Here is a 25,386-nt window from a genome sequence, read left to right on the forward strand (position 1 = left end):
ACTCGCGATCAAGTCGGACCAGCTTCCGCATCATAGGATCATGCAGAGCGGATTGTCGTGCTTAATTCTCTAAACGTACCGTGGGTCAAAGCGAGCATACCCAGCATGAAACCCAGCAATATGGTCCAGTAGTGCGTCGGTTGATAGTCGAATACCACGTCGTGTTTGCCGGGCGACAGAGCAACGCTTTGAAATAGACCTTGCGACTGTTGCAAAGCTTGCGGAAGCCCATCGACGTTGGCTATCCAGCCGGGATAGAAGGCTTCACGACGCAGCAACGTGGCGGGGGTGGAACAGGTTGCTTGTGCGTCGGTGCGCGATAGCGCGTGAAGGGTGCACGATCCGTGAGTGATTTCAAAATACGGCTTTGCATTCGCGAGTGCGAAAATCGACATGTCCGTACCGGCATAGACTTGGCGCGTTCCTGCAATCTCGCTATCAAGGTAGAGTGAGATTGTCGGTGCAGTATTTGACGGCGAAGAATCGAGTGACACTCGTCCGATCTGGTCTTTCGCCAATCCCGACACCCATATCGCAACGGGGCGTGTAGATTCCCGGTGCGTCAATGTCAGCGTAATCGGGGTCGTCGCTGCAGTCGTTCCCATGGGGATGGACAAAGCATGATCGAGGCTGATGGCGAACGGCGCATTGTCGATCGAGTCCTGTAGAGAGCGTTCTCCCGTACTGCATGCGCCGTGGTCCAGGCAAAGCTGCGCGTTCAATACGCCATTTGCCTGGCCATCGTAGTTGCCGATCAATACCGAAACCTTATCGACGTTGCGAGTGCTCTGTTGCAGGGGGATGCGCCAGTGCAGCACAGCGCTTTGTCCGTCATTCATTGCGAGTGCTGAGTGGTAGGTCGTCGGATCGCTTTGTATCGATAGAGTATTGACGAATGGATCGACACCAGGTGATACAAGAACAAATTTGACACCGAGTTCTTCGTAAGAAGCTATTCGCTCTTGCAACTGATCGCTCGCCGATCCATAACCATCGGCGCGATTGATCCCACCGGTGAATGTGACTTCGTTTGCGGCGGGGTCTAGATTTTTTTGTACGTATTCCACCCAGTTGCTGGATACCGGCAAATAGTTATGATTGATCTGTGCGACCTTGAAGTAGGCCCCGTAGTTTGGGGCCATCGGCGAGAGGGAATAAGTTCGCTGTAATCCAATCTGAGTACGAAGAAAGGTGATGCCGGGTTCGTTGTATATCGCATGACGCGTACCGCTGCGCATCGGAAGCCAGAACGTAAAAAGCGCATCGAAGATAAGAAGTACTGCCAGCGCATACAGTCCGGGACGCCAGCGTTTGCTCGACAATATCAGCAACAACCCTGCGCCAAGGGAAATGGTTGTCCACACCAGGGCATGGTGAACGAATCGGGCCGATGCCGCGACATGGCTCAGGGCGCTGATCGGCTCTTTTGCGAGCCATAACGCCACGATTACCGCCGCACACGCGAGCGCTGCCGCAATCAAGCTGCGCCAATACGTCGGTGTGGCTCCACGCTGCATGCCGTCGATGCCGAGCGCAATGACAACCACGCTCGCGAATTCCCAGGATGCTGGCGCATATCTGTAGAACGCTACGGAATTCAAGAGCGGGATCAGATTTACCAAATCGCTGATCGGACGAACATCATAAGTCTTGCAAAGACATACGATGATCCAGGCGGCGAGTGCTATGGCAAGCCGACGTGGTGCCACTTGAATAGCTAGCAACACGAAAGCGAATTGCAAGGCAGTAAGGTAGCCGCCGATGTTGCCCCATACCGCCGAAACGGTATTGGACGGGTCGTTAAATTCGAAAATCGGACCGAACAAACCAGGGACTAACGACAATGCAATGGAAGCCGGTGGCAGCAATGTCAGGTGCGAAAAAGAACCAGCATGACCACCGACATAAGCCTGTGACACGTACTCTGCGAACGGAATGATCAGCGGAAGGCTGCAAGCGAGACCCACACCAACGGAAAGCGCAACTTTTGACAAAAACACCAGCTTTTGCCGACCCTCAAGCAACGGCAGTCTGACCAAGGTCCATAGCGCTACAAGCAAGCCATTGATATACGCGGTTTCGGGGAAGCCAGCGTATAGAGACCACGCTAAGGCGATCGGGATAAGTAACCAGCCGCCGGGTCGACGATCACGCACTCGCGAAAGGAGCAGCTCCACGCCAAGCAGCAGCAGGGGCAAGAAAGCAATCGGAGCGATGATGGGTGCGCCAAGCCACGCAAACGTACCGTTGAATTCGAAAAGAATGGCCCCCGTTGTGGCGGCGAGCTCGGTCAATTTGATTTTGCGAAGCAAGGCGTAAGTGGATAGGCCGGCAATGATCTGTAGCAGCAGCTTCACCCAGGCAAAGCCCTGGCGGAAGTGATAGAGCAAAACAAAGGGCAGGAACAGCGCGCCCGGTTGCGCCTCGGCTGCCAGAGGAAGCCCGACTCCGTTATAGGAGTTCCACCAGGGCACGTGCCCTGCCAGCCATTGATCGGCGGAGAGCTTTCCCAGTGCCTGGGCCTGGAAACCCACATTCGGATCAATCCAGGGCGTGCCGCCGGCAAATTTCGCGGTATCGCCGGTTGACCCCACGAACAGCATCGGATCCGCGTTCAAGCGCCCAAGCAGTACCGGCAACTGTATAAGGATCGGAAGAATCAGCACGATCCAGAATGCAGGCGTGAAAAGCCCTTTGTAATGACGCGCTGACATGGAGTCGTTGAATCCTAGAAGATCAGATCGATGAATACCCGGCTCACTAAATGGACACCTGCCTGCCGATGTCCACCACCTGATCCGCCGGTACATGCAGATAATCGGTGACGCGTGCGCAATTGCGCAGCAGTATGCCGAACGGTGCTTCGATCCAGCGCGGCAGGCCGCGACCGTCCGTACGGGGTACGATCTTTTCCATGCCGATGAAGTAGGTCAGTTTGCCAGGGTTGATCGGGCAATCATGGGTAGCGATCTGCGCCATCAATGATGGTAGGTTGGGTCTCTGCATGAAACCGTAGCTGGCGGTGACGGCCCAGAAGTTGGGCACTACTTCCGTGATGGTCAGGCGATCCTTCGCAGCGATATAGGGCGTGGACGCGACATCCAGCGTGACGGCCAGTACACGTTCGTGCAGCGCATGGCTGTGCTTGACGTACCACTGCATCACCGGCGGTGTGTTGGCTTTGGCGCGCGTCAGGAATACGGCCGTGCCGGGCACGCGCGACACCTTGGCTTCGTCAAGGCCCGCAAAAAAAGCGTCGATCGGTACGGGATTTTCGCCGAGGCGATTGGCAATGGCGGTAATGCCTTTGTGCCACACATACATCACCAGATAGACCAGGCCGGCCAGAATCAGCGGCACGTAGCCGCCATCGAGCAGCTTCATCATGTTCGACGAGAAGAACGATGCATCGACCACAAAGAACAGGCCGGCGATGGCGCCGCTTACCGCCAGGTTCCACTTCCAGATTTCGCGCATGGCGATGAACAGCAGACACGTGGTCATCAGCATGGTGGCGGACACCGCGATACCGTAAGCGGCGGCAAGGTTGTCGGATTTGCGGAAGCCCAGCGCAAGCCCGATCGTCACCAGCATCAGCAGCCAGTTGACGGCGCCGACGTAGATCTGCCCGTAACCTTCCTCGGATGTCTGCAAAACTTTCAGCCGCGGCATCCAGCCCAGTTGGATCGCTTGGCGCGTCATCGAAAACGCGCCGGTGATGATCGACTGGCTGGCGATGATGGTGGCGATGGTCGAAAGAATGATGAGCGGCAAAGTCAGCGGTGCCGGACATAAACGATAGAAAATATTTCCCTCGGTCGGTGCGCCCGCCAGCACGATGGCACCTTGTCCCGCGTAGTTCAGCACCAGACTCGGAAACACTAGCGTGGACCATGCCAGCTTGATCGGGCCCGCGCCGAAATGGCCCATATCCGCGTACAGGGCCTCCGCGCCGGTGACGCACAGGAACACGCCGCCGAGAACCAGGAACCCGGTGCCGCCGCTGTGCAGCAGATAATCGAGCCCATAGTAAGGATTCAGCGCCCACAGAATCGCGGGGTGCCGCGCGATGCCCCACACACCAAGCACCGCCATCGTCAGGAACCACAAGGCCATGATGGGGCCGAATGCACGTCCGATTTTCGCGGTGCCCATCGGTTGCAGCGCAAACAGCGCCAGCAGAATGATCACGGTCAGCGGCAGCACATAGGTGTGCAGCGAAGGCGCCACGATATTCAACCCTTCCAGCGCCGACAGCACGGAGATGGCCGGGGTAATCGCGCCGTCGCCGTAAATCAGCGCGGCGCCGAACAAGCCGGCCGCCACGATGATCGGCCGCTTGTGTCGTTTCACACCCAACAACGCCATCAAAGCGAGGATGCCGCCTTCGCCATCGTTGTCGATGCGCATCGCGAAGCCCGCATATTTCACGGATGTCACGATGATCAACGTCCAGATCAGCAGCGAGATCACGCCCAATATCGTGTGCGGGTTATTGCCGCCGGTCATGTCCAGCACGGTCTTGAACGTGTACAGCGGGCTGGTACCGATGTCGCCGAAAACCACGCCAAGCGCACCAACGCCGGCGGCTAGCAATGCAGGCTTTTTCCAAGGGGTGGATTCGGATGCCGGATTCACGGGATACCTGCGCTACGCTGCGTGTAGGGATCGCCAGACTATAGTCATTCGATGACAGTCTGGGCGATCCATTGTGCCGCACGGGCAGGTAAAAAGGGCTCTGCGCAGGGGCGGTCGGATCACCCCTGCAGCAGATAAGCCGACAAGCAGGAGTCGCGGCAGGGCTCGCTAGAACTTCACCCGGAACTCCGCCCCATACATGCGCGGCGCGGTGATGTACGCATACGGCGTGCCCAGTACCGATTCCGACACGGTGCCGAGCCCGATCACATTGCGTTGGTTGAATACATTGTTCACGTAAAGACCGACGCCCCAGCGCCCACCGTTAGCCGTCCAATCGACGCGAAAATCGGTACGCCTCTGGGTGGCGTTGAGGTCGAAGTTGGTGGGTAACGAACACTTGCCCTGATACACCGACGCATCGTTGCAGCGTAGCGGTCCGCGAAAGCCATAGTTCGCGTTGAACGTCACGCTGCCGTTGGCGATGTCGTGCCAGGTGTAAGCCCCGCTGACCGAGTAGGAGATCTTCGGCTCGTCGACCGGCTGGCCCGAAACGTTTGCATAGTCGATCTGGCCTGCGCTGCTCACACCGATTGGCACTTCCGCATGCGTGTACTTGGAATCGATGTAGCCGCCGTTGAACGCCAGCCGCAGGTTGTCGATCGGCACCCACTCCATTTGCAGGTCCAGACCCTTGGCTGCCTGGTTGGTGTTGCTGACCTGGTATTGAGGTACGCCGAGACCCTCGCTGGAGGGAATCAGCGTGAGCGTTTGACGATTGTCGTAGCGGTAGTAGTAGGCGGAGGCATTGACCAGCAGGTTCTGGTCAGGGAACGTGCTCTTGACGCCGGTTTCCAGGTTCCACACTTTTTCCGGCGCGAATTCCGCACCGGGTTCCGTGCCATCGAAGCCGCCCGCCTTGTAGCCCTTGGCCAGCGAGGCGTAGCCCATCACGTTGGGCGTGAATTTGTAATCGAGCACGAAGCGCGGACTGGTGTCGTTCCAGCCGGCGCGTTTTTGCACCAGTTGATTCACGGCGGTGGTGAATATCTGGTTTTGGGTAAGAATATTCAGCAGTTGCTGCGCGGTGACTTTGCCGCCTGTCAGGATCGGCACCAAGTTCAACAGTCCGGCCGCTTGCAATTGCGCCAACGTGGCATCCAGTTGCGGCGCGTAGCGCGGTGGCGTGAACCAGGTGAAATCTTTTTCGTCGTGGGTGAGTCGCAAGCCGACGGTAAAGTTCAGATTGTCGGTGAGATGCCAGATGGTGTCGCCGTAACCCGCCACTGCGCTGAATCGGCCCGTGTTGTACACGGTTTCCGTCCACGGATCGCCTAGCAGGTTGTACGGCAAGCCGAACGACTGCAGCACCGAACTGAAGTAGCCGAAGATCGTGCCGGTGGGCGTGAATTGCTGGCCGACCCCCGTGTTGAGCGCGAGCGTGTCGTAGGTATCGGTGTTGACGCGGGCGAGGCTCGTTTCGTCGGAGTGTTCCTGGTAATAGCTGGCACCCGCCACCCAGTCGAGCAGATCGTTATTGCCGCTGAACTTGAACTCCTGATACCAGGTGTGCCCCGTGCCGATCACACCGGTGTTGAGATATTCAGTGACCTGCTGCAAACCGGTGCCGTTTTCGATATGCGACATACCGTAGCCGGTCCAGTTGGTGGTCGATGTCAACGTGCCCCAGCCGAAGTTGTGGTCGATAGCCAGCGTGTAATCGTTGTAGTTGCGTTCTTCGCGTCCATCGGTCGCGCTGTTGTAGAACGGCGCGTTGAGCGGGTTATAGAAAGTGGCGGGATTCGCCGGGAACGGTGCGCGCTGATTCAGATCGGTCGAGGAAATCGGGATCAGTCCCTGATCGATGCGCGAAGGCTGCCTGACGCGATCGTGGTCGTATGACAGATGCAGCTGCGTGTCCGGCGTAATGTTCCAGCGGTACACGATGCGTGCACCCCATTCGTCATCCTTGCCATAGTGCTGGCCCGTGGCAGCATCTTTCAACCAGCCGTCGCTCTGGTTGTCGACCACGCTGATGCGAAGTGCCATGTCCTTGTTCAAGGGAATATTGATGCGTGCGTCGCCGTAGCGCTTGCCGTAGTTGCCAATGCGCACGCGTGCATCGCCTTCGAATTTGTCGGTCGGCTCGTTGGTGATGATGGAAATCGCGCCGGCTGCCGTGTTGCGTCCGAACAGGGTGCCTTGTGGACCTTTCAGCACTTCGACACGCGCCACGTCGTTGAACGCCATCAGCGAACCGCCGTCGCGCGTCTGGTAAACGCCGTTGATGTAAACGCCGACCGCCGAATCGGTACCGATACCGAAATCGTCCGTTTCGATGCCGCGCAAACGATACGTCGGTTGCGTCGCATCGGTGTTGTCGACTACCAGGCCGGGCACGAACAGGTTCATATGGCTCAGATCGGTGGCTGCCACGGTGTCGATCTGCTTGGCGGTGACGATGTTCATCGCGATCGGCACGTCCTGCATTTCTTGCGTGCGACTCTGCGCGGTGACCGTTACCTGCTCGAGCTTTGTTGCGTGAGCCGCCGATGGTTTCTGGGGTGGGTTATTCGATGGCGTGGTTGTAGTCGAAGCGGAAGCTTCCTGCGCCGCAGCCGGAAAAGCGATGGAGCCAAGCGCGCCGGCAAAAAGCGCAAAACCGATCCGGGAGGCGAGCCTCCGCTTGCGAATGAGCATGAATTGTTCCCCAGTCAGCGACGCTTCTCAGCAACCACGCCGCGGGATCCCCATCCCATCGGCAGCATGGATACGCCCAGGTATGTTCACTTGCTGCACTGGTGCCTGTACAGATGCGCTGCAGCATGACGAGCCCTGCCAAAGGTCATGACGGTGATCTTGCAGGCAGCGCGCTTTCGCTATCATCGGATCTTTGTGATTGGGGAGAGACGCCGATGAGTTTCCTGAGCAGGATGCTGCGCCACAAATCTGTCGAGCAATTGCAGGCGGAGGCGGGCCGGCGCGGCGATTTCCGTCGGGTGCTCGGCTTGTGGCAGCTCACCGCGATTGGCATCGGCGGCATCATCGGTGTCGGTATTTTCGTGCTGGCCGGACAGCAGGCGGCCATGAACGCGGGGCCGGCCGTGGCGTTGAGCTTCATCATCGCCGGCTTCGGCAGCGCTTGCGCCGCCCTGTGCTATGCGGAATTCGCCGGGCTGATTCCAGTCACGGGCAGCGCCTACACGTACGGCTATGCGGTGCTGGGCGAATTTGTGGCCTGGATCATCGGCTGGGATCTGCTGCTGGAATACGCGCTGGTGGTGGCGGTGGTGGCGATCGGCTGGTCCGGCTATGTGCAGGTATTGCTGGGTTCGGTCGGTATCCATCTGCCGGAGTGGGCACAGCAAAGCATGAGCGCGCAGACGATGGAGTATTACCTGCAGCAGATGTTCGGCATGCATGGCGCGCAGGCGATCGCCGGCCCCAGCGACGGGCATCGCTTCAACGTGATTGCCGCCGCCATTTCGCTGCTGGTCGCCGCGCTGCTCACGATCCGCACCGAATGGGGCGCGCGCTTCAATACCGTGGTGGTGACGATCAAGGTGATCGGCGTGCTGCTGGTAGTGGGCGTGGGCGTGTTCTACGTCCATGCAGCGAACTGGCAGCCCTTCATTCCGACGCGCGTGATCGATGCACAAGGCGTGGGACATTTCGGTTGGGCCGGCGTGTTGACCGGCGCCAGCGTGGTGTTTTTCGCCGTGTTTGGTTACGACACGCTCACCACGGCCGCGGAGGAAGCCAAGCATCCGCAGCGCGATCTTCCCCGCGCGGTGCTGCTGTCGCTGGCCGTGGCGATGGTTTTGTATATTGCGGTTTCGCTAGTGCTTACCGGCATTACGCACTACAGCCATTTGGGCGGTGATGCGTCGGTGTCCGACGCGTTCGAATCGATCGGCCTGCATTGGTTGAGCGTGACGATCGCGGCTGCTGCCGTGATCGGTGTGACGAGTGTGCTGTTTGCCTTCATGCTCGGCGCGGCGCGCATCTGGTTTGCGCTGGCGCGCGACGGTTTGCTGCCGGCGTGGTTTGCGCATATCCATCCGCGCTTCGGCACGCCAGCGCGACCGACGGTGATCCTGGGCGTATTCACTGCGCTGGTGGCAGGGCTGCTGCCGATCGGCGAAGTGGCGGAGCTGGTGAACATCGGCACGCTCAGCGCGTTCATCATCATTTGCACTGCAGTGCTGGTGCTGCGCCTGCGCAAGCCGCATGTGCCGCGCAGTTTCCGCGCACCTGCGCTGGCCGTCGTGGCACCGCTCGGCGTGCTGTTTTCGCTGCTGTTGATCTTCGGGGTGCCGTGGTCGGATACCGATGGCTGGCATCGCATCGGTGGCCTGCCGTGGATCACCTTCGAACGCTTCATTATCTGGATGGTGCTGGGCTGCCTGGTCTATTTCGGATACGGCATGCGGCATAGCCGGTTGGAAAATCCGAAGTCATAGCGCAACGGGTAGTCATGACCTCTGGCAGGGGAGAGCAGGTGGGGCCTTGGCTCTAACATGGGTCGGTAAACCGTCAGGTCGGCGGTAGTCACCCACCTGCTGTTCCTGCGGACGCTCCGCGCGGACAGTGTCTGCCCGGAGTTGTCCAGTGAAATTCAGTTCGATGCGTTTTAGCTTGATCGCCGCTGCTGTCATGGCGGCCTGCTCTCTGTCGGCCACGGCGTTTGCCCAGTCGGAATCTACGGATGCGCCGCCACCGGTGGATCAGCCGTACGCAGGGATGTTGACCGTCAACGTGGATCTGACCGACGCGGGCAAGCGCATCTTCCGTTCGCACGAAAGCATTCCGGTGAAGCCGGGTGCGCTTACGCTGTTTTATCCGAAGTGGATTCCCGGCGAGCATGCGCCGTCGGGCCCGGTGCAAAACGTGTCCGGCCTGATCATTCGCGCCGACGGCAAGCAGCTGCCATGGCGGCGCGACCTGCGCGAGATGTTTGCGATTCACCTCCATGTGCCGCAGGGCGTGAGCCAGCTCGATCTCGAATTCCAGTTTCTCTCGCCGGGTGACGGCGAAGGCAGCAACTTCGGCGCCAGCGCATCGGCCACGCCGGATCTGGTCGACATGGAGTTCAATCAGGTGGCCTTCTATCCCGCCGGTTACTACACACGGCAGATCCAGATCCAGCCGACGGTGCAATTGCCCGTGGGCTGGAAGTTCGGTTCGGCGCTGGAGGTGGACAACCAATCCGGCAACACCATCCACTTCAAGCCGTTGAGCTTCAACAACTTCGTCGACTCACCGCTGATCGCCGGCGCCAACTTCAATCGCGTCGACCTCGATCCGGGTGCGAACGTGCCGGTACATTTGAATGTCGTAGGCGACGCGGCGAAAGACGTAAAGCTCACCGACAAACAGCTCGAGCAACAGCGCAATGTCGTCAAGCAGACCAACTTGCTGTTTGGCGCCCATCACTATAATCACTACGACTTCTTGCTCACGCTGTCGGACCACACCGGCCATTTCGGTCTGGAACATCACCAGTCCAGCGACGATCGCCTGCCGGCCAACTTCTTCACCGATGACGACATGCATCTGCTCGCGGCCAGCCTGATGCCGCATGAATTCGTGCACTCGTGGAACGGCAAATTCCGTCGTCCCGCCGATCTTTGGACAGCCAACTTCAACACACCGATGCAGGACGACCTGCTGTGGGTGTACGAAGGCCTGACCGACTATTGGTGCGGCATCCTCACCGCCCGCGCCGGTTTGTGGACGCCTGATCAGTACCGCGATTCGATGGCCAACATCGCCGCTGAGATGACTTACCGCACCGGTCGCTCATGGCGCTCGCTGCAGGACACGGCCGATGCCGCACCGCTCACCTATTACGGTTCCGAAAGCTGGATCAACTGGATTCGCGATACCGACTTCTATCCGGAAGGGCAGCTGCTGTGGCTCGACGTCGACACCAAGATCCGCGAGCTGAGCGGTGGCAAGCATTCGCTGGATGACTTCGCGCATGCGTTCTATGGCATGGACAACGGCAGCTACGTCACCAAGACCTACAGCTTCGACGACGTGGTCAGCACGCTCAATCAAGTGCAGCCGTTCGACTGGGCGAAGTTCCTGCACGATCGTCTCGACTACACCGGCGCGGAGTTGCCCGAGCACGGCATCGAGCGCGGCGGCTGGAAGCTGGTATTCAACGGCACTCAAAATGCCGAGGAAAAGGCCGGCGAAGGTGTCCGTCACGGCGCGAATCTCGCGTATTCGATCGGACTGGTCGTCAATCAGAGCGGCCGCATCGGCGACGTGCAGTGGAACGGTCCGGCGTTCCAGGCCGGGTTGGTACCGGGCCTCACGGTCGTCGCCGTCAACGGTCGCGATTTCTCCACCGATGCGCTGAAGGATGCGATTACCGCCGCGAAGTCCTCGCAAGCGCCGATCGAATTGCTGGTCAAGAACGTCGACGTGTACAGCACGGTGAAGGTCGATTACCACGGCGGCCTGCGCTATCCGCATCTGGTGCGCGCAGACGGCAAGGACCTGATCGGGGCCATCGTCGCGCCGCGCAAGTAAGACAATATGCGCGATTGAACGCTCGCGCCCGATGACCCGACAACGGCCGCCCCCGGGCGGCCGTTGTATTTAATGCCCCCCATCGTCGCAAGGAATCAAGATCCAGGCGGCCTTGCCGATACACCTGTATGGGCGAATGCCGCCAAGTGCCTTGCAGCTGAGGCGATCGGCGGAAATTCGCATGGCTTGGACCAGGCGAGAAGGGCTATGGGCGCATTCTGGAAGCGGCTGTTCACGCGCGAGGCGACACAAGAGCGCCCGCGTTTCAGCGTGGTCTTGCCATGGCCCGAAGAACCACCTACGGCGGAGCAGGCGAGCGCACTGAGCAGCGCCGATATCCAGGACTGGTTCTACCGCCTGGTATTGGGCATGCCTGGCTCCGATGCGACCGAGCTGCGCCAGCCGGAGCAGGTGATGCTTCGACGGCTTGACGAACTTTGCGGCGGCGACCGTTTCGATATCACCACCCTGCCGCGTCTGCCGGAAGTGTTGCCGCAGCTGCTGCGCCTGCTTAAGAGCGAGAACTCCGACGGCATCAAGGTCGCCAAACTGATCGGCCGCGATCCGGTGCTGGTCGGCGAGGTGATGCGGGTCAGCCGCAGCGCGCATTACCGCACTGCCAGACCGATCTCGAGCCTTCAGCATGCGGTGGTACTGCTGGGGCACGATGGCTTGCGCCAGATGGTGACGCAGCATGTGATGAAGCCGATTTTGCAAGCCAGTGCGGGCATGCTCGGCCACGCCGCCGGTCAGCGCTTATGGGATCACGCGGAACGTTGCGCGCATGCCAGCATGTATTTGGCGAAGGGGCACGGCGATCCGTTCGAGGCTTATCTGGCGGGTGTCGTCTGCAACGCGGGCCTAGGCGCAATGATTCGCGTACTCGATCAGGAGGCACCACCGACCTTGGGCGTCTTCAGTCGCCGCTTCCTTGCGGGCTATGTGAGCATGGCCAACCATCTCACGCTCCGCGCGGCGAGACATTGGGAGCTGCCGCCGAACGTGATCGAAGCATTGCGCGAGCGACAGGAAGTCAGGTCCAAATCGCCGGTTACCGAATTGGGGAATGCGCTGTTGGCGGCCGATCATCTGGCGATGATTCAGATGCTGGCGGACAATCACGTGATCGATCGGAGTACGCCGCCGGCGCAGGGGCGTGGGGATCGGTTGCCGGATGTGTTGGTGGATCGGGCGTTGCAGGAGTTGCGGCGGAATTTTCGGCAGAATGAGATGTATGCGGTGTGAGTTTGTTTTGTCGCGGGGTTGTTCGCCTGCGGCGTGGTTTCGGACCCTTCGGGCCCGAGTCACTTTTCTTTGCGTGCCCAAAGAAAAGTAACCAAAAGAAAGGGCACCCTAGGAGCCCCGAGTAGAGCGGCGCGCGTCCATGCGCGATCAATCAGAAGGAAAGAGGACGTCAATGCGCCCGCTGTTCGGCAAACGAATAAACCTGATCCGCCCACTGCGTAGCCGCAAAATACGCCCCCGCCATCTTCCGAATATTCTGCGGTTGCATCTGACCGCTACGCAGATCTCCCGCTTCCCAGGCATAAATCTGCGCAAGCATCGGCGCAAACGGCCCGCGATCCTCGACCAGCGCTTCGCGGATCTCAGGCGCCAGCGGCAAATGGCTCAATACGAATTCCATCGGTGCGCACAATAAGGTGTCGAGCAACGAAAGCAGCCCGGCCATGAATGCCATGTCCTGCTGTTCGGTTGGCATGCCCTGCGCGAGCTTCTCGCACATATGCGCGCGAATCAGCGCGGCGCGCAGCAGTTCCGGCGGACGATCATCCATGCTGCTGAGCGCCATGGTGTTGATCCAGTTGCGCATGCGTGCGAGGCCGAAAAAGATCGCGGCCTGCTGGATGGATTTCAGTTGCCGCGGCAATGCGAAGTAAGCGGAATTCACGCAGCCGAGCAGTTTGTAGCTGAGTACGGCATCGTCGCGAATGATCTCGCCCAGTTCGACCGGTCCCCCATGACTGTCCTGCAGCGCGCCCATCAAACGCAGCAGGCTCAGGCGATTGGGTGTCAGTACCGGTACCTCGATCTGCTGCGGTACCAACAGATAGCGGCCCTGGATCGCTTGGAATGGCAGGTTTTTGCAGTGACCGTAGGTGAGGTGGTCATCGACATTGCCGGCGATCACGCCGAGGCCGCGTTCGTACAGTTGATGGCAGCGTATCGCCAGTGTTTCGGCGTCCAGCGCCTTGGCGTCGATGCGCACGTAGCGCGCCAATCGCAGCAGGGGTTCGAGCGGGCCGTGGGGTTCGCACGCACCGGGATCGAGGTCGCCGAGATCCAGCATCAGCGGACAGTTGCGCAGTGCGAGCTGCTGCAGACGCTGTAGCAATGCGGCATCGCGTACTTGAAAGGGATCGATGATGATGCCGAGTCGTGGCGTGTGCGCCAGGATATCGGTCTGCTCCAGCAGCAGTGAGCGCGAGAGGCGCATGAAGGCGCGGTTGCCACGCACCAGTCGCGTGATCGCGCCGTCGGTGATGCCAGAAACAATACCGCCATGCAACGTAGTGTCGGCGTCGGTGCCTGCGCCTTGGCGATAGAACACCAGTTCATAGGCGAACAGCTCTTCTTCGCGATCCAGTATCGGGCTGCGCACTACCGGCAGCAGCATGTCGCTAAGCGCGTTGGGGACGTCGTTGCTCGACGTGGCGGTCGCGGGAGCTGTACTCGTCATCATGTTGTCGATACCGGGCGATAGCGGGGTCTATCTCCTCCCCCTGCAAGCAGGGTGGGAGTACATCAAGTGCAACGACATTTCATACTTGAGCAAGTGGTACCGAGCGATGCGTGCCTTGCACTGCTCCGTTCGGGCTGTAAGTGCTGTTCTGCGCATCCGTGCCGGTGAGCACGGAAAGCGCGCGTCGCACTTGCGTCAATCGCTGGCCGACGAGCGCGCCATTGCGCTGGTTCTTGTCGCGGCAGGTGGCTAGCGATGTCAGCAGTTCGCGCCAGGTGGCTTCCATTTGCTGCGCGGCTTCGGTGGATGTGCTGCTCAGGTGCAGGCGTTCCACGTCGAGTTGTTCGAGCCTGCGCATCAGCATCTGCTTGGCCTCACCAGCACGGTTGAGTGCTTTGGCGTCGGCGCAGTCGAGTGCTTCGCGCTCTTCGTCCAGGACAACGATCAATTGCGCCGTGGTCGCGCTCATTTCGTCCAGGACGGTGCGCAAGGCGGCACCGAATTCGGCCTGCAGATGGGGGCTCATGTCATCACTTGCCGCTGATCTGGCTTTCCAACGAGGTGAGGCGATCGGCGATGGCGTTGGGGTCGACCTTGTAAGTGCCCGCGGCCAGCGATTGCTTGATCTGTTCGACGCGCGCGGTGTCGACCGGACTGTTCGTGCTGCTCGCCTGATGTAGCGCGCGGGCGGAATCGGTCAGTTTCACGCTGTCGCTGGTCTGCGGCGCCGTCGTGCCGGAGGCGGTGCTGGTCGTCGATGCCTGACTGGCGCTGTTGTCCGTGCTGGTGTTGGCCAGCGGGAGCTGCGGCAATCCGTTTGAAGAAATGGTTGTGTTCATGGTCCTTGGCATTCTCTTGTGAGGATGGGCCCTGCAAGGGGTATCGGCGTCCCCCGGAGAAACTTTAATACCGCCGGTGGCATGCATTTACTAAGGTAATGCCTGTACCTCGCCGGCCCCAAGCACCACGCCATCGATAATCCGGCCGGAGTTGCCGTTGCGCACCCGCAAGTGGGCACCTGTATCGCCGCTATCGAGCGCCATGCCGGAGGTACGCACCTCGATCCCGTCGATCTGCGCGATCAGGGCAACCTCCTCACCGGCGCGGACTATCTCGCGACCGTTCAAATCGCCCGGCTCCAGCACGACTCCCGCGATCAGCGGCCTGGCCAGGGCGTGGCCGCTGATCTGGTCGAGATTTTCTATATAGCCATAGCCCAGCCGGGCGATGTCGCGCTCTTCGGCGTGCACGTCGGCGGGTCCGGCGATATCGCCGCGCGCCAGCGGACGACTGGTGACCAGCACCTGGCGGAACACCTGCATCTGCACGGGCACCTGGATCGTCCAGCCCGGACTGCCTGTGCAGCTAACGGCCACCGCGACGCGTGACGGTGTTCCCTGGCGAGTGGGCAGATGCGCCTGCAACGCATGAGGACACTCGGCCAGGCGCAGGCGCGGGTTAAGCACGGTCGGTGCGATGACTACCCGGCTACCCGCTTGCCCGTATTGCGCGCGCACGGCCTGTTCGGCCACGGCACGCAATGCAGCAGGCGTCGTGTCGGCCAGCGCGGTGTTCGCGAAGGCGACGATGGCGAGCAGCAGGGCGGCCGTGAGCGGTTTCATGAGAGATCGTCGGTCAGCATCGTGGTCAATTGACTGTTGATGCTTTCGCGTTCGTTTTCGAACTTGCCGGACATCTGCGCCGCCAGTTCGAACTGCCCGTTGTTTAGCAGCTCGAGAAAAGCGTGGCCGTGCTCCTCCAGACGGGCGGCGGATTCGCGCAAGATCCCGCTGGAAGGGTGATGGCTGTGACGCGCAGTAAGCCTATCGAGACTGCGCTGCAGTACGTCGGTATCGAACCAGCGGCGGTCCAGCGAGGTGGGCTCCTGCAGTGCCAGTTCGATGCTTTGGCGCAGGCCAAGTACGGATTCGCGCACGGTAAGGCTGAGGCTCGCGATGTCATTGCCGCTCTCGCCTTCCAGCCAGCTCAAGCACAACCGGTGCGCAAGGGCCGCCGCGCGGCTGAGCGATTCGCCGTGACGGCGTGCTTCATAAGCTCGGCGCTGCAAGGCGCCTAGTGTTGCCTTCATGGTGGTGGCGCGCACGTGCGAGGCATCCTGTACTTCGCGTAGCGAGCGCAAGCGCTCGCCGCTGTTCTGCAACGCTTCACCGCTTTGCTGCAGCGAGTGTTCGGTCGCGCCGACGCCGGCTTGCGCACGTTCCAACCGTTGCAGGCCCAACTGCACATTGCCATTCATCTGCAGCGAGAATGCGCCGATGGAGCTGGTCACGGTTTCGATCTCTGCCGTGGCCTGGGTCGTTTTTTCCGCCAGCTGTTTCACTTCGTCGGCGACCACGGCGAAGCCGCGGCCAGCGTCGCCCGCGCGCGCCGCTTCGATCGCGGCGTTGAGCGCGACCAGGTTGGTCTGATGCGCGATCTCCTGCACGCTGGTGGTCAGCGTGCGGATCTGCGCTACTTGTTCGGTCAGCAGGCTCTGGTTCTGGTTCATGGCCGACAGTGCGCTGCGCAATAGGCGCAGCTGGCCGTTCAATTCGCTAACGCTCGCCGTACTCTGGCCGCCCGCCTTGGTGGCTTGTTCGATGCCGCCCTGGGCCTGCTGCAGGATCGTCGACATCCCGGCACCGTGCTCCGTCAACTGACCGACGCTGTCGCGGCCTTCGCCGATCGACTGCTCCAGTGCGGACTGCTCGCGGTGGAGCGTCTGCGCATGGGTCAGCACCAGGCTCTGTTGTTCCAGCGATTGCAAGGCCACCGCCGCCGGCGCGCGCGGCGCCAGCCGTGCGAACAACGGTGTGAGCAGGCCGGCCGCTACGGGATGTTTGCGGCTCAGTCTCGCCAGCTCGGCTTCATTTCCGGCGAGGGCGGCTTGTGTCAGGGCGGCCAGGTGCTGGCTGCGGATCAGACTCATAAGCGAAACAATTCCATTCGTGGGTTCCCAGACATCGGCAGCGAACATCGAAAGTTGAGGAAGCAAGTGGTGTGCCACGGCGACGACATCGATCGATCGCTCGATGCGGCCGTTCGTCGGACTGACGAGCAAGCGCGCTTGCCGCTCAAGTCTTGTTGGATTCAGCCGATCACCACGGAGCAGCCGCTTCCTGCGCGGCCGATGATGCAAGAGGAATACGCATGACGGGCGGTGCACTTCTTGACAGCGTGGAAAGTCACACCCGGCTGGCCGGCCACAACCGCGTCGCCATGTTGTTGTTCCGCCTCGGCGACAGCCAGTTGTTCGGCATCAATGTGTTCAAGGTGCGCGAAGTGCTGCGCAAGCCTCCGATGGAGCGCTTGCCCGGCATGCACGCGTTGCTGGCGGGGAGTTTCGATTACCGCGGCAAAACCATTCCGGTCATCGACCTGGCCGCGGCACTCGGCTATCCGCCATTGACCGACGTCGATTGGGCGCATCTGGTGGTGACCGAATTCAGCCGCACCGTGCAGGGTTTCCTGGTCGCCGATTTCCAGCGCATCGTGCATTGCACGGGCGAATCGCTCGAAGCGCCATCCAGCACGCTTGGTTTCGGCGAGCGTGTCAGCGCGGTAAGCCGGGTCGACGGGCATCTGATGGCGGTGGTCGATGTGGAACATGTGCTCGCCAGCATCGACGGTGCAGCGGTGGAAGTGTCCCATCGCATACAACGGCAAGCCGAACAACAACAGCTTTCTCCGCGCAGGATCTTGGTGGTGGACGATTCGACCGTGGCGCGCTCGCGCCTGGTCAACCTGTTCAAGCAGATGAATATCGATTGCGTGATAGCGCAAGACGGGCGTGAAGCGCTGGAGCAGCTGGAGAACATGGCCGCGAGCGACGACGAAAAGATCGCGCTGGTGGTCTCGGATATCGAGATGCCGCGCCTGGACGGCTATGCGCTGACCCGCGCCATTCGCGAAGCACCGGCGCTGCGTGGACTCAAGGTCGTACTGCACAGTTCGTTGAGTGGCGTATTCAATGAAACACTGGTTCGCGACGTGGGCGCAGATCGGTTCATCGCGAAGTTCCAGCCGGATCTGTTGGCGAAAACAGTGTTGGAGTTGATGGCGATTCCCGCTTAACCCGTCAACAAATTGACGTTCATGCTGCCGATGAAGTGATGTCGGAAATTCGTCTCCGCGCGTCGGTATAACGTCGCCGACGGCGATGCGGCGATCGCCTGCACGGCCGCAAATGGCCATGCAGCGCAGTTTTCATCGCGTCGTTTGCGCGTGGCATGCAACTTGCTCACGACCCTGCAAGCAGTCATTGCTGCGGGGAACAGGTCATGAGCAGTAGCAATACCCTCGACAACGTCTTCGGTTTGAGCGGCCAGGCCCTGGAGGTATGGCAGCGTCGCTCCGAAGTGATCGCATCCAATATCGCCAACGCCGATACGCCGAACTATCAGGCGCGCGATCTCGATTTTCGCCAGGTACTGCAACAGGCCAGCGGCGACTCGTCGAATCTCGCACTGAGCACGCCCAGCGCGGGCCAGGTCGATCCCATGACGCAATCCACCGATCAACTGAAGTATCGCGTGCCGCTGCAGCCGAGCATGGACGGCAACACCGTCGATACGCAGGTGGAGCAGTCCTCGTTCGCCGGCAACATGGTGCATTACCAGGCCAGCCTTAGCTTCATCAACAGCGCGATCCAGACGCTGCGCCTGGCGATCAATGGCGGAGGACAAGGCTGATGTCCCTGATGAAGATCTTCGATACCGCCGGTTCCGGCATGGCCGCCGAATCGCTGCGCCTCAATACCGTGGCCAGCAATTTGGCCAACGCCGACAGCGTCAGTAACAGCCCCGACTCCGCCTACAAAGCGAAAGAGCTGCTATTTGCGCCGACTCGGCAAACCGAATCAGGTTTTGGCACGCAGAACATCGGCGAAGGCAGCAACGGCGTGCGCATGGTTGGCGTCACCGAAAGTCAGCAGCCGGTGGAAACCCACTACGAGCCAGGCAATCCGATGGCTGACGGGAACGGTTATGTCTACGGCAGCAACGTCAATCCGATCGATGAACTGGTGAACATGATTTCCGCGTCGCGTTCCTACCAGAACAACGTCGAAGTCATGAACACCACCAAGCAGCTGATGATCAAGACCATCGATCTGGGCAGCTAACCGGGAGTTATTTGTGAGCGCCATCAACACCAACAGTTTTTCGGCTACCGGTCTTAGCCTTACCGGTAGCACGGTGACCAGCACGCCGACCGGCTCGAGCATGACGCAGGCGGATTTCCTGCAGCTGATGACGACGCAGCTGAAATCGCAGGACCCCACCCAGCCGATGGACAACTCGCAGTTCGCCTCCGAACTCGCACAGTTCAGCCAGCTATCGACTCAACAGGATATCGACACCAATCTGCAGAACTTGAGCAGCAATCTCAGCAGCGGCATGCAGACTTCGCAGGTGCTCAACTCCGCCAACCTGGTCGGACGCCAGGTGCTGGTGCCGGCGAGTGCGCTCGATTACAGCGGCAGTGCAGTAGGCGGTGGCGTCAATGTTTCCACCGCAGGCGATGTCGTGGTGACGATCAAAGACAGCAACGGCAATGAGATCAAGACGATGGATCTTGGCGCACAACCAGCCGGCCTCGCGCAGTTCAGCTGGGATGGCACCAACAACAACGGGCAAAAAGTTTCCAGTGGGACGTACAGCATTTCGGCGAACAACGGCGGCAACAGCGCCGCACTCTCCACCTATGCCGCGGGTGAGGTAACGGGTGTCGGTTACGGCGGCAGCACTACGGGCACTTACTTGCAAGTGGCGGGTATCGGCGGCGTGCCGCTGACCCAGGTCGCGCAGATCAACTGACGTCGACCAGCGATTTCGCATCGCGTCCGCCGTCATCACATCAAGAGGAATAAAGCATGGCTCTCAATCAGGCGCTCAGTGGCATCAACGCGGCCCAGGCCGATTTGAATGTCATTTCCAACAACATCGCCAACGCCGGCACGGTGGGTTTCAAGGGCTCGCGGGCTCAATTTGCCGAGGTCTACGCCGTCACCGGGCTCAATCTCAGCTCTACCGCCGTGGGTAGCGGTGCCGAATTGACCAACGTGGCGCAGCAGTTTTCGCAGGGCGACCTGGAAACCACCAACGGCAGCCTGGACATGGCGATCAGCGGCAACGGTTTCTTCGTCGTCAACAACGGCAGCGGCAATACCTATACGCGCGACGGTGCGTTTCAGGAAAACGCCGCCGGTTATGTCGTGACGGCCGAAGGTGCCAATCTGCAGGTTTATCCGCCCAATGGTGCCGGTGGCTTCAACACGAGCACGTTGACCAATCTGCAATTGAACACCGCGCAAAGCGCTGCGACGCCCACCAGCAATATAACGATCAGTTCCAACTTGCCCGCCGGCGCTTCGTTGCCGGTCGATACTCCGTTCAGCCCCACCGATTCCAACAGCTACAACAACGCCTCCACGCTGACGGTTTTCGACTCGCAAGGCGGTTCGCACTCTGCGACGGTCTATTACGTCAAGACTGCCAACAATACTTGGAATGCCAATCTCTATATCGATGGACAGAGCGCCGGCACCCAGGCAATCACGTTCAATAGCGCCGGCACGCTGACCGCGCCGGCCAGCGGCAACCTGTCTTTTACGCCGGTACAGCCGACCAATGGCGCTACGTTCCCCGCCACGATGACGGTGAACGTGACGAACACCACGCAGTTCGGCACCGCGTACGCACCCGGTACGATCAATCAGAACGGCTTTGAGGCCGGCACGCTGTCCAACGTGCAGATCGGTAACGATGGCATTGTCACGGCGTATTACTCCAACAACCAGACCAGCCAGCTGGGCCAGGTGGCGGTCGCGAACTTCGCCAATCTGCAAGGGCTCCAGCAAATCGGCAACAACAGCTGGGCCGCGAACACCTCTTCGGGTACGGCAGTGATGGGCACGGCGGGCACCGGCCAGTTCGGCGATATCGAACAGGGCCAGCTGGAGACATCCAACACCTCCGACACGACGGCTCAGCTCGTCGACATGATTCAGGCACAACAGGACTACGAAGCGAACTCGCAGATGCTGGGTACGGTCAACTCGCTGTCGCAGACGCTGTTCCAGGCCGTGAGCCGCTGATAACCGCCCATGGACCGTTCCGTCTACATCGCGATGACCGGCGCCACGCAGACCATGCGTGCGCAGGATGCGGTAAGCCACAACCTGGCGAACGCATCCACCGTCGGCTTCAAAAGCGAGCTCAGTGCGTTTCAAAGCGTGCCCGTGCTCGGCCAAGGTGCGAACACGCGCATCAATGCCGTGGCGCAAGGTGTCGGGCAAGACGAAACGCAAGGCGCGATCCAGCACACCGGCCGTTCACTCGATGTTGCCGTGAACGGTTCGGGTTGGATCGCGGTGCAGGCGGCAGACGGTAGCGAGGCGTACACGCGTGCCGGCAATCTGCAGATGGATGCCGACGGCAATCTCACGGATAGCCGCGGCAATCCGGTGATGGGTGCGGGCGGTCCGGTCACCATTCCGGACAGTTCGCAGATCAGCATCGGCAAAGACGGCACGATTTCCACGGTGCCGATGGGCCAGGGGCCCGACACGATCGCCGCCGTCGGCCAGATCAAATTGGTCAATCCCGATCCCACGCAGATGTCCGAGGGATCGGATGGCCTGATGCATATGAACGACGGCAGCAGCGCCGATGCCGATCCCACGGTGACGGTGACATCCGGTGCGCTGGAAGCCAGCAACGTCAATCCCTCATCGGAGCTGGTGAAGATGATCTCGCTATCGCGCCAGTACGAAATGCAAGTGCGTTCGATCAAGACCGCCGAAGACGACGCGGACGACAGCAGCAAACTTCTGCAGACCAGCTAACGCGCAACGAACGGAGCCAAACCATGTTCTCTTCTCTTTGGATTGCCAAGACCGGTCTCGATGCGCAGCAGACGCAGATGGACGTGATCTCCAACAACCTGGCCAACGCCAGCACCACGGGTTTTAAATCCTCGCGTGCATCGTTCCAGGATCTGATGTACCAGAACGAAGGTCAGCCCGGCAGCCAGACCACCGAGCAGACCGAATCGCCGTCGGGCCTGTTGCTGGGCACCGGCGTGAAAGTGGTCGGCAGCGAAAAATTGTTCACCCAGGGTGCGATCACGCAGACCGGCAATTCGCTGGACGTGGCCATCCAAGGCAACGGCTTTCTGCAGGTCAGCCTGCCGGATGGCACGGTTGCCTATACGCGCGATGGTTCCATGCATGAGGATTCCACCGGGCAGTTGGTCACCGCCGATGGCTATCCGCTGGTGCCCGCGATCACGCTTCCCTCCAACGTCAACAGCGTCACCATCGGCACCGATGGCACCGTCAGCGCCACCAGCAACGGTTCCACCGCGCCCACGCAGATCGGCGTGGTGCAGCTGGCCAATTTCGTCAATCCCGCCGGCCTCGAGCCGATGGGCCAGAACCTTTACCTGGAAACACAATCCAGCGGCACGGCGCAGACCGGGCAGCCCGGCGTCAACGGCATGGGCTCGCTCGCGCAAGGCTCGCTGGAATCGTCCAACACCAACGTCGTGGCCGAGATGGTCAACATGATCGAAGCCCAACGTACCTATGAAATGAACTCCAAGTCGATCAGCGCCGTGGACGACATGTTGCAGTTCGTCATCAACAAAACCTGAGTCGTAACGCCATGTCTTATTCCTCTGTGTATGTTCGTATCGCTACTGCATTGCTGCTGCTTGCATGGCTGTCCGGCTGTGCGCAGATACAACAGCGGCAAAAGCAGGAAGACGCCGAATGGGCGGCCACTGCTCCGGTCGAGCAGCCCGCGCCTACGCAGGCTGACGGCTCGATCTATCACGACATGCAGAACATGGAGTTGTTCAACGACGCGCGCGCGCATCGCATCGGCGACATCCTCACCATCAACTTGGTCGAGGCGATGCAGGCCAGCAAGAAATCCGAAACGACTACCAGCAAGACCGACAAGGTCAACGTCGGAGCGCCGGAGATTCTGGGGCATTCGCTGAGTATTGCCGGCGGCGCCGCAGCGAACTCGGCCCTCAACTCCGCCAACAGTTTCGACGGCGCCGGCAGCAGTACGCAGAGCAATCAGTTGAGCGGTCAGTTGACCGTGACGGTGGCGCAGCGTCTGTCGAACGGCAACTTGCTGGTGCGCGGCGAGAAATGGCTGACCATCAATCAGGGTCAGGAATTGATTCGCATCTCCGGGATCGTGCGCGCGCAGGACATCGGGCAGGACAACTCCGTCGATTCCACCCGCGTGGCTGATGCGCGCATCACTTATACCGGCCGCGGCACGCTGGACAGCGCCAACACGCAGGGCTGGCTGGCGAAGTTCTTCAACTCCAAGTGGATGCCCTTCTGATGAACGCATCGTGGCGTAAGCGAGTCTCGCTCGGCGGCATCGTTGCATTCGCGGTGTCATCGCTGGCTTTTGTTCCCACGGCGCACGCGGACAAGATCCGCGATCTGGTGCAAGTGGCGGGCGTACGCAGCAACCAATTGGTCGGCTACGGCTTGGTCGTTGGCCTGGACGGCACCGGCGACCAGACCACGCAGGCGCCGTTCACGACACAGAGCCTGGAGAACATGCTCAAGCAGTTCGGCGTATCGATACCGTCGACCGGTATTCAGCCGCAGCTGAAAGATGTGGCGGCGGTGACCATCACTGCGGAACTGCCGCCTTTCGCCAAGCCGGGTCAGGCCATCGACGTGACGGTGGCATCGATCGGCAATGCCAAAAGCATCCGCGGCGGCGAGTTGCTGATGTCGCCTCTTCGCGGCGCGGATGGCAACGTCTACGCGGTGGCGCAGGGTAGTGTGGTGGTCGGCGGTGTTAGCGCGTCGGGGAAGAGCGGCTCCAGCGTGCAGATCAACATCTCCGCCAGCGGTCGCATTCCCAACGGTGCATCGGTCGAACGCTCCGTGTCTTCCTCTTTCAACAGCGCCAGCGATCTGGTGTTGAATCTCAATAGCGCCGACTACGTCACCGTCAACCGCATCGTCGATGCCATCAATCATCTTTACGGCGCCGGCACGGCGCATGCGCTGGATGGTGGCTCGGTATCCGTACGCGGTCCGGCCGATCCCAGCGAGAAAGTGGCATGGCTGGGTGCGATCGAATCGCTCGACGTACAGCCGGGCGATGCGCCCGCGCGCGTGATCGTCAATTCGCGCACAGGCACCGTGGTGATCGGTTCGGATGTGCGTGTCAGCGCTGCCGCCGTGGCGCACGGCTCGATCCAGGTCACCATCAGCGAACAGCCGCAGGTCAGTCAGCCCGCGCCCTTCAGCAACGGCCAGACCACGGTGGTGCCGAGCAGCACCGTGTCGATCAGCCAGCAGGGCGGCCATATGTTCAAGTTCGGTCCTGGCGTAAGCCTGGATTCGATCGTGCGCGCGGTGAATCAAGTCGGTGCGACACCGACTGATCTCATCTCGATTCTCGAAGCGCTTAAACAAGCCGGCGCTTTGCACGCGGACTTGGTGGTCATCTGACATGGCCGATCTCGGCACCGCCGCAGCGCAAAGCCTAAGCACTTGGACCGATCTATCCGGGTTCAGCGCCTTGCGTCATCAAGCCGAGACAGACAGCAGCGGTACCTTGCCGGCCGTTGCCAAACAGTTCGAATCGATGTTCACCGAGATGCTGTTGAAGTCGATGCGTGACGCCAACTTCGGCGATCCGTTGTTCGAAAGCCAAGCCGGTGACGAATGGCAGGATATGTACGACCAACAGCTTTCGCTCAATCTCTCGCAGCATGGCAAGGGCTTGGGTATTGCCGATATGTTGGTGCGCCAGTTGGGCGGCCATAACGGACAAGGCGGCGAAAGCAAGGCCGGCACCATTGATCCGGGCGCAGCCGGACTCGTCGATGGCTGGCGGCAACGTTTGTACGACGTAGCCGACGCCACGCGTTCCGCCGGCCGCGCCGCGATGGCGTGGCTGCCGGCGGATGCGGAAGCTTTCGTGCGCGAACTCGCGCCACAGGCCAGCGTCGTTGCCAGGGAACTTGGTTTGTCCTTGCGCACGGTGTTGGCCCAGGCCGCGCTGGAAACGCAATGGGGCAAACACATGCCGACCCATTCCGACGGCAGCAGCAGCTTCAATCTGTTCGGCATCAAGGCCGGCGGCAGCTGGGGCGGCTCGCGCGTCAATGTGCCGACGGTGGAATACGAAGGCGGCATCGCCGTGCGCAAGCAGGCGCAGTTCCGTTCCTATAAGTCCACTACCGATTCGCTGGCCGACTATGCCGATCTGATCGGCAAGGATCCGCGTTACGCCCAGGCCCGCGGCCGCGGCGATGACGTGTTGGGTTATGCGAAAGCCTTGATCGAAGGCGGTTACGCGACCGATCCCGATTATGCGGGCAAGGTCGCGGCGATCGCCAACAGCTCCATGATGCGCGGTGCGCTGGATGCGCTCAAGAAAACGACCTCCTTGCCGACACCTTGAGCGTGACTCATGAGATCAGCGCGCCCGAGACTTACACTCTAAGGAATG

At 60.6% G+C, this 25,386-nt stretch carries 22 protein-coding genes; 13 read left to right on the forward strand and 9 right to left on the reverse strand.

Annotated elements, in window-relative coordinates; translation table 11 throughout:
• Positions 1–38: 38 nt before the first annotated feature.
• The 3 genes from QQL64_RS12125 to QQL64_RS12135 all read right to left on the reverse strand — a co-directional run bounded on the left by QQL64_RS12125 (position 39) and on the right by QQL64_RS12135 (position 7,338).
• On the reverse strand, positions 39–2,714 hold the full coding sequence (locus QQL64_RS12125; protein ID WP_284399929.1) for a glycosyltransferase family protein: 2,676 nt from the start codon (positions 2,712–2,714) through the stop codon (positions 39–41).
• Positions 2,715–2,760: 46 nt separating this feature from the next.
• On the reverse strand, positions 2,761–4,638 hold the full coding sequence (locus QQL64_RS12130; protein WP_284399931.1) for a potassium transporter Kup: 1,878 nt from the start codon (positions 4,636–4,638) through the stop codon (positions 2,761–2,763).
• A 168-nt stretch (positions 4,639–4,806) separates the two neighbouring features.
• Positions 4,807–7,338 carry a TonB-dependent receptor gene (locus QQL64_RS12135; RefSeq protein WP_284399934.1) on the reverse strand — a complete coding sequence of 844 codons (2,532 nt, stop codon included), beginning with the start codon at positions 7,336–7,338 and terminating at the stop codon, positions 4,807–4,809.
• A gap of 215 nt (positions 7,339–7,553) precedes the next feature.
• Here QQL64_RS12135 and QQL64_RS12140 point away from each other — a divergent pair, with 215 nt between their 5' ends.
• From QQL64_RS12140 to QQL64_RS12150, 3 genes are all read left to right on the forward strand, one after another.
• A complete protein-coding gene (locus QQL64_RS12140) occupies positions 7,554–9,101 on the forward strand; it encodes an amino acid permease (RefSeq protein WP_284399936.1) in 1,548 nt (515 codons plus the stop codon).
• Positions 9,102–9,249: 148 nt separating this feature from the next.
• Positions 9,250–11,181, forward strand: a complete 1,932-nt coding sequence (locus QQL64_RS12145; RefSeq protein ID WP_345782649.1) for a M61 family metallopeptidase — start codon at positions 9,250–9,252, stop codon at positions 11,179–11,181.
• Between the two features lie 207 nt (positions 11,182–11,388).
• Positions 11,389–12,426, forward strand: coding sequence for an HDOD domain-containing protein (locus QQL64_RS12150; RefSeq protein WP_284399938.1), 1,038 nt, complete (start codon positions 11,389–11,391; stop codon positions 12,424–12,426).
• A 169-nt stretch (positions 12,427–12,595) separates the two neighbouring features.
• Here the strand turns inward: QQL64_RS12150 and QQL64_RS12155 are convergent, their stop codons facing one another.
• The 5 genes from QQL64_RS12155 to QQL64_RS12175 form a co-directional block, all read right to left on the reverse strand.
• Positions 12,596–13,882 carry an EAL and HDOD domain-containing protein gene (locus QQL64_RS12155; RefSeq protein WP_284399940.1) on the reverse strand — a complete coding sequence of 429 codons (1,287 nt, stop codon included), beginning with the start codon at positions 13,880–13,882 and terminating at the stop codon, positions 12,596–12,598.
• Between the two features lie 79 nt (positions 13,883–13,961).
• On the reverse strand, positions 13,962–14,408 hold the full coding sequence (locus QQL64_RS12160) for a flagella synthesis protein FlgN (RefSeq protein ID WP_284399943.1): 447 nt from the start codon (positions 14,406–14,408) through the stop codon (positions 13,962–13,964).
• Between the two features lie 4 nt (positions 14,409–14,412).
• On the reverse strand, positions 14,413–14,721 hold the full coding sequence (gene flgM, locus QQL64_RS12165; protein ID WP_284399945.1) for a flagellar biosynthesis anti-sigma factor FlgM: 309 nt from the start codon (positions 14,719–14,721) through the stop codon (positions 14,413–14,415).
• 90 nt (positions 14,722–14,811) lie between these two features.
• Positions 14,812–15,504 (reverse strand): flagellar basal body P-ring formation chaperone FlgA, encoded by a 693-nt coding sequence (gene flgA, locus QQL64_RS12170; protein WP_284399948.1) that lies wholly within the window; start codon positions 15,502–15,504, stop codon positions 14,812–14,814.
• Positions 15,501–16,811, reverse strand: a complete 1,311-nt coding sequence (locus tag QQL64_RS12175; RefSeq protein WP_284399949.1) for a methyl-accepting chemotaxis protein — start codon at positions 16,809–16,811, stop codon at positions 15,501–15,503. Before QQL64_RS12175 ends, flgA begins: the two co-directional genes overlap by 4 nt.
• A 221-nt stretch (positions 16,812–17,032) precedes the next feature.
• Between QQL64_RS12175 and QQL64_RS12180 the strand changes: the two genes are divergently transcribed.
• Positions 17,033–17,956, forward strand: coding sequence for a chemotaxis protein (locus QQL64_RS12180; protein ID WP_284399952.1), 924 nt, complete (start codon positions 17,033–17,035; stop codon positions 17,954–17,956).
• Here the strand turns inward: QQL64_RS12180 and QQL64_RS12185 are convergent.
• Positions 17,953–18,126, reverse strand: a complete 174-nt coding sequence (locus tag QQL64_RS12185) for a hypothetical protein (protein WP_284399954.1) — start codon at positions 18,124–18,126, stop codon at positions 17,953–17,955. The two genes, QQL64_RS12180 and QQL64_RS12185, sit on opposite strands and share 4 nt — an antisense overlap.
• Before the next feature lie 36 nt (positions 18,127–18,162).
• Between QQL64_RS12185 and flgB the strand changes: the two genes are divergently transcribed.
• From flgB to flgJ, 9 genes are read left to right on the forward strand one after another with little or no spacing between them, the layout of a single operon-like run.
• Positions 18,163–18,573 (forward strand): flagellar basal body rod protein FlgB, encoded by a 411-nt coding sequence (flgB, locus tag QQL64_RS12190; RefSeq protein ID WP_284399956.1) that lies wholly within the window; start codon positions 18,163–18,165, stop codon positions 18,571–18,573.
• The gene (flgC, locus tag QQL64_RS12195) at positions 18,573–19,004 is read left to right on the forward strand and encodes a flagellar basal body rod protein FlgC (protein WP_284399958.1); all 432 of its coding nucleotides are present in this window, start codon (positions 18,573–18,575) and stop codon (positions 19,002–19,004) included. Before flgB ends, flgC begins: the two co-directional genes overlap by 1 nt.
• Before the next feature lie 13 nt (positions 19,005–19,017).
• On the forward strand, positions 19,018–19,698 hold the full coding sequence (locus tag QQL64_RS12200; RefSeq protein ID WP_284399964.1) for a flagellar hook assembly protein FlgD: 681 nt from the start codon (positions 19,018–19,020) through the stop codon (positions 19,696–19,698).
• 56 nt (positions 19,699–19,754) lie between these two features.
• On the forward strand, positions 19,755–20,978 hold the full coding sequence (gene flgE, locus QQL64_RS12205; protein ID WP_284399967.1) for a flagellar hook protein FlgE: 1,224 nt from the start codon (positions 19,755–19,757) through the stop codon (positions 20,976–20,978).
• A 9-nt stretch (positions 20,979–20,987) separates the two neighbouring features.
• Entirely contained in the window at positions 20,988–21,728 is a 741-nt protein-coding gene (gene flgF, locus QQL64_RS12210; protein WP_284399970.1) for a flagellar basal-body rod protein FlgF, read from the forward strand.
• A gap of 23 nt (positions 21,729–21,751) precedes the next feature.
• A complete protein-coding gene (flgG, locus tag QQL64_RS12215; RefSeq protein ID WP_284399972.1) occupies positions 21,752–22,537 on the forward strand; it encodes a flagellar basal-body rod protein FlgG in 786 nt (261 codons plus the stop codon).
• An 11-nt stretch (positions 22,538–22,548) separates the two neighbouring features.
• Positions 22,549–23,247: a flagellar basal body L-ring protein FlgH gene (gene flgH / locus QQL64_RS12220; RefSeq protein ID WP_284399974.1), complete on the forward strand. Its 699-nt coding sequence runs from the start codon at positions 22,549–22,551 to the stop codon at positions 23,245–23,247.
• A complete protein-coding gene (locus QQL64_RS12225) occupies positions 23,247–24,380 on the forward strand; it encodes a flagellar basal body P-ring protein FlgI (RefSeq protein ID WP_284399976.1) in 1,134 nt (377 codons plus the stop codon). Before flgH ends, QQL64_RS12225 begins: the two co-directional genes overlap by 1 nt.
• Before the next feature lies 1 nt (position 24,381).
• Complete coding sequence (gene flgJ, locus QQL64_RS12230; protein WP_284399978.1) at positions 24,382–25,338, forward strand: flagellar assembly peptidoglycan hydrolase FlgJ; 957 nt, start codon at positions 24,382–24,384, stop codon at positions 25,336–25,338.
• Positions 25,339–25,386 lie beyond the last annotated feature (48 nt).

This window comes from Dyella lipolytica (assembly GCF_030160075.1).
Lineage (GTDB): Bacteria > Pseudomonadota > Gammaproteobacteria > Xanthomonadales > Rhodanobacteraceae > Dyella_B > Dyella_B lipolytica.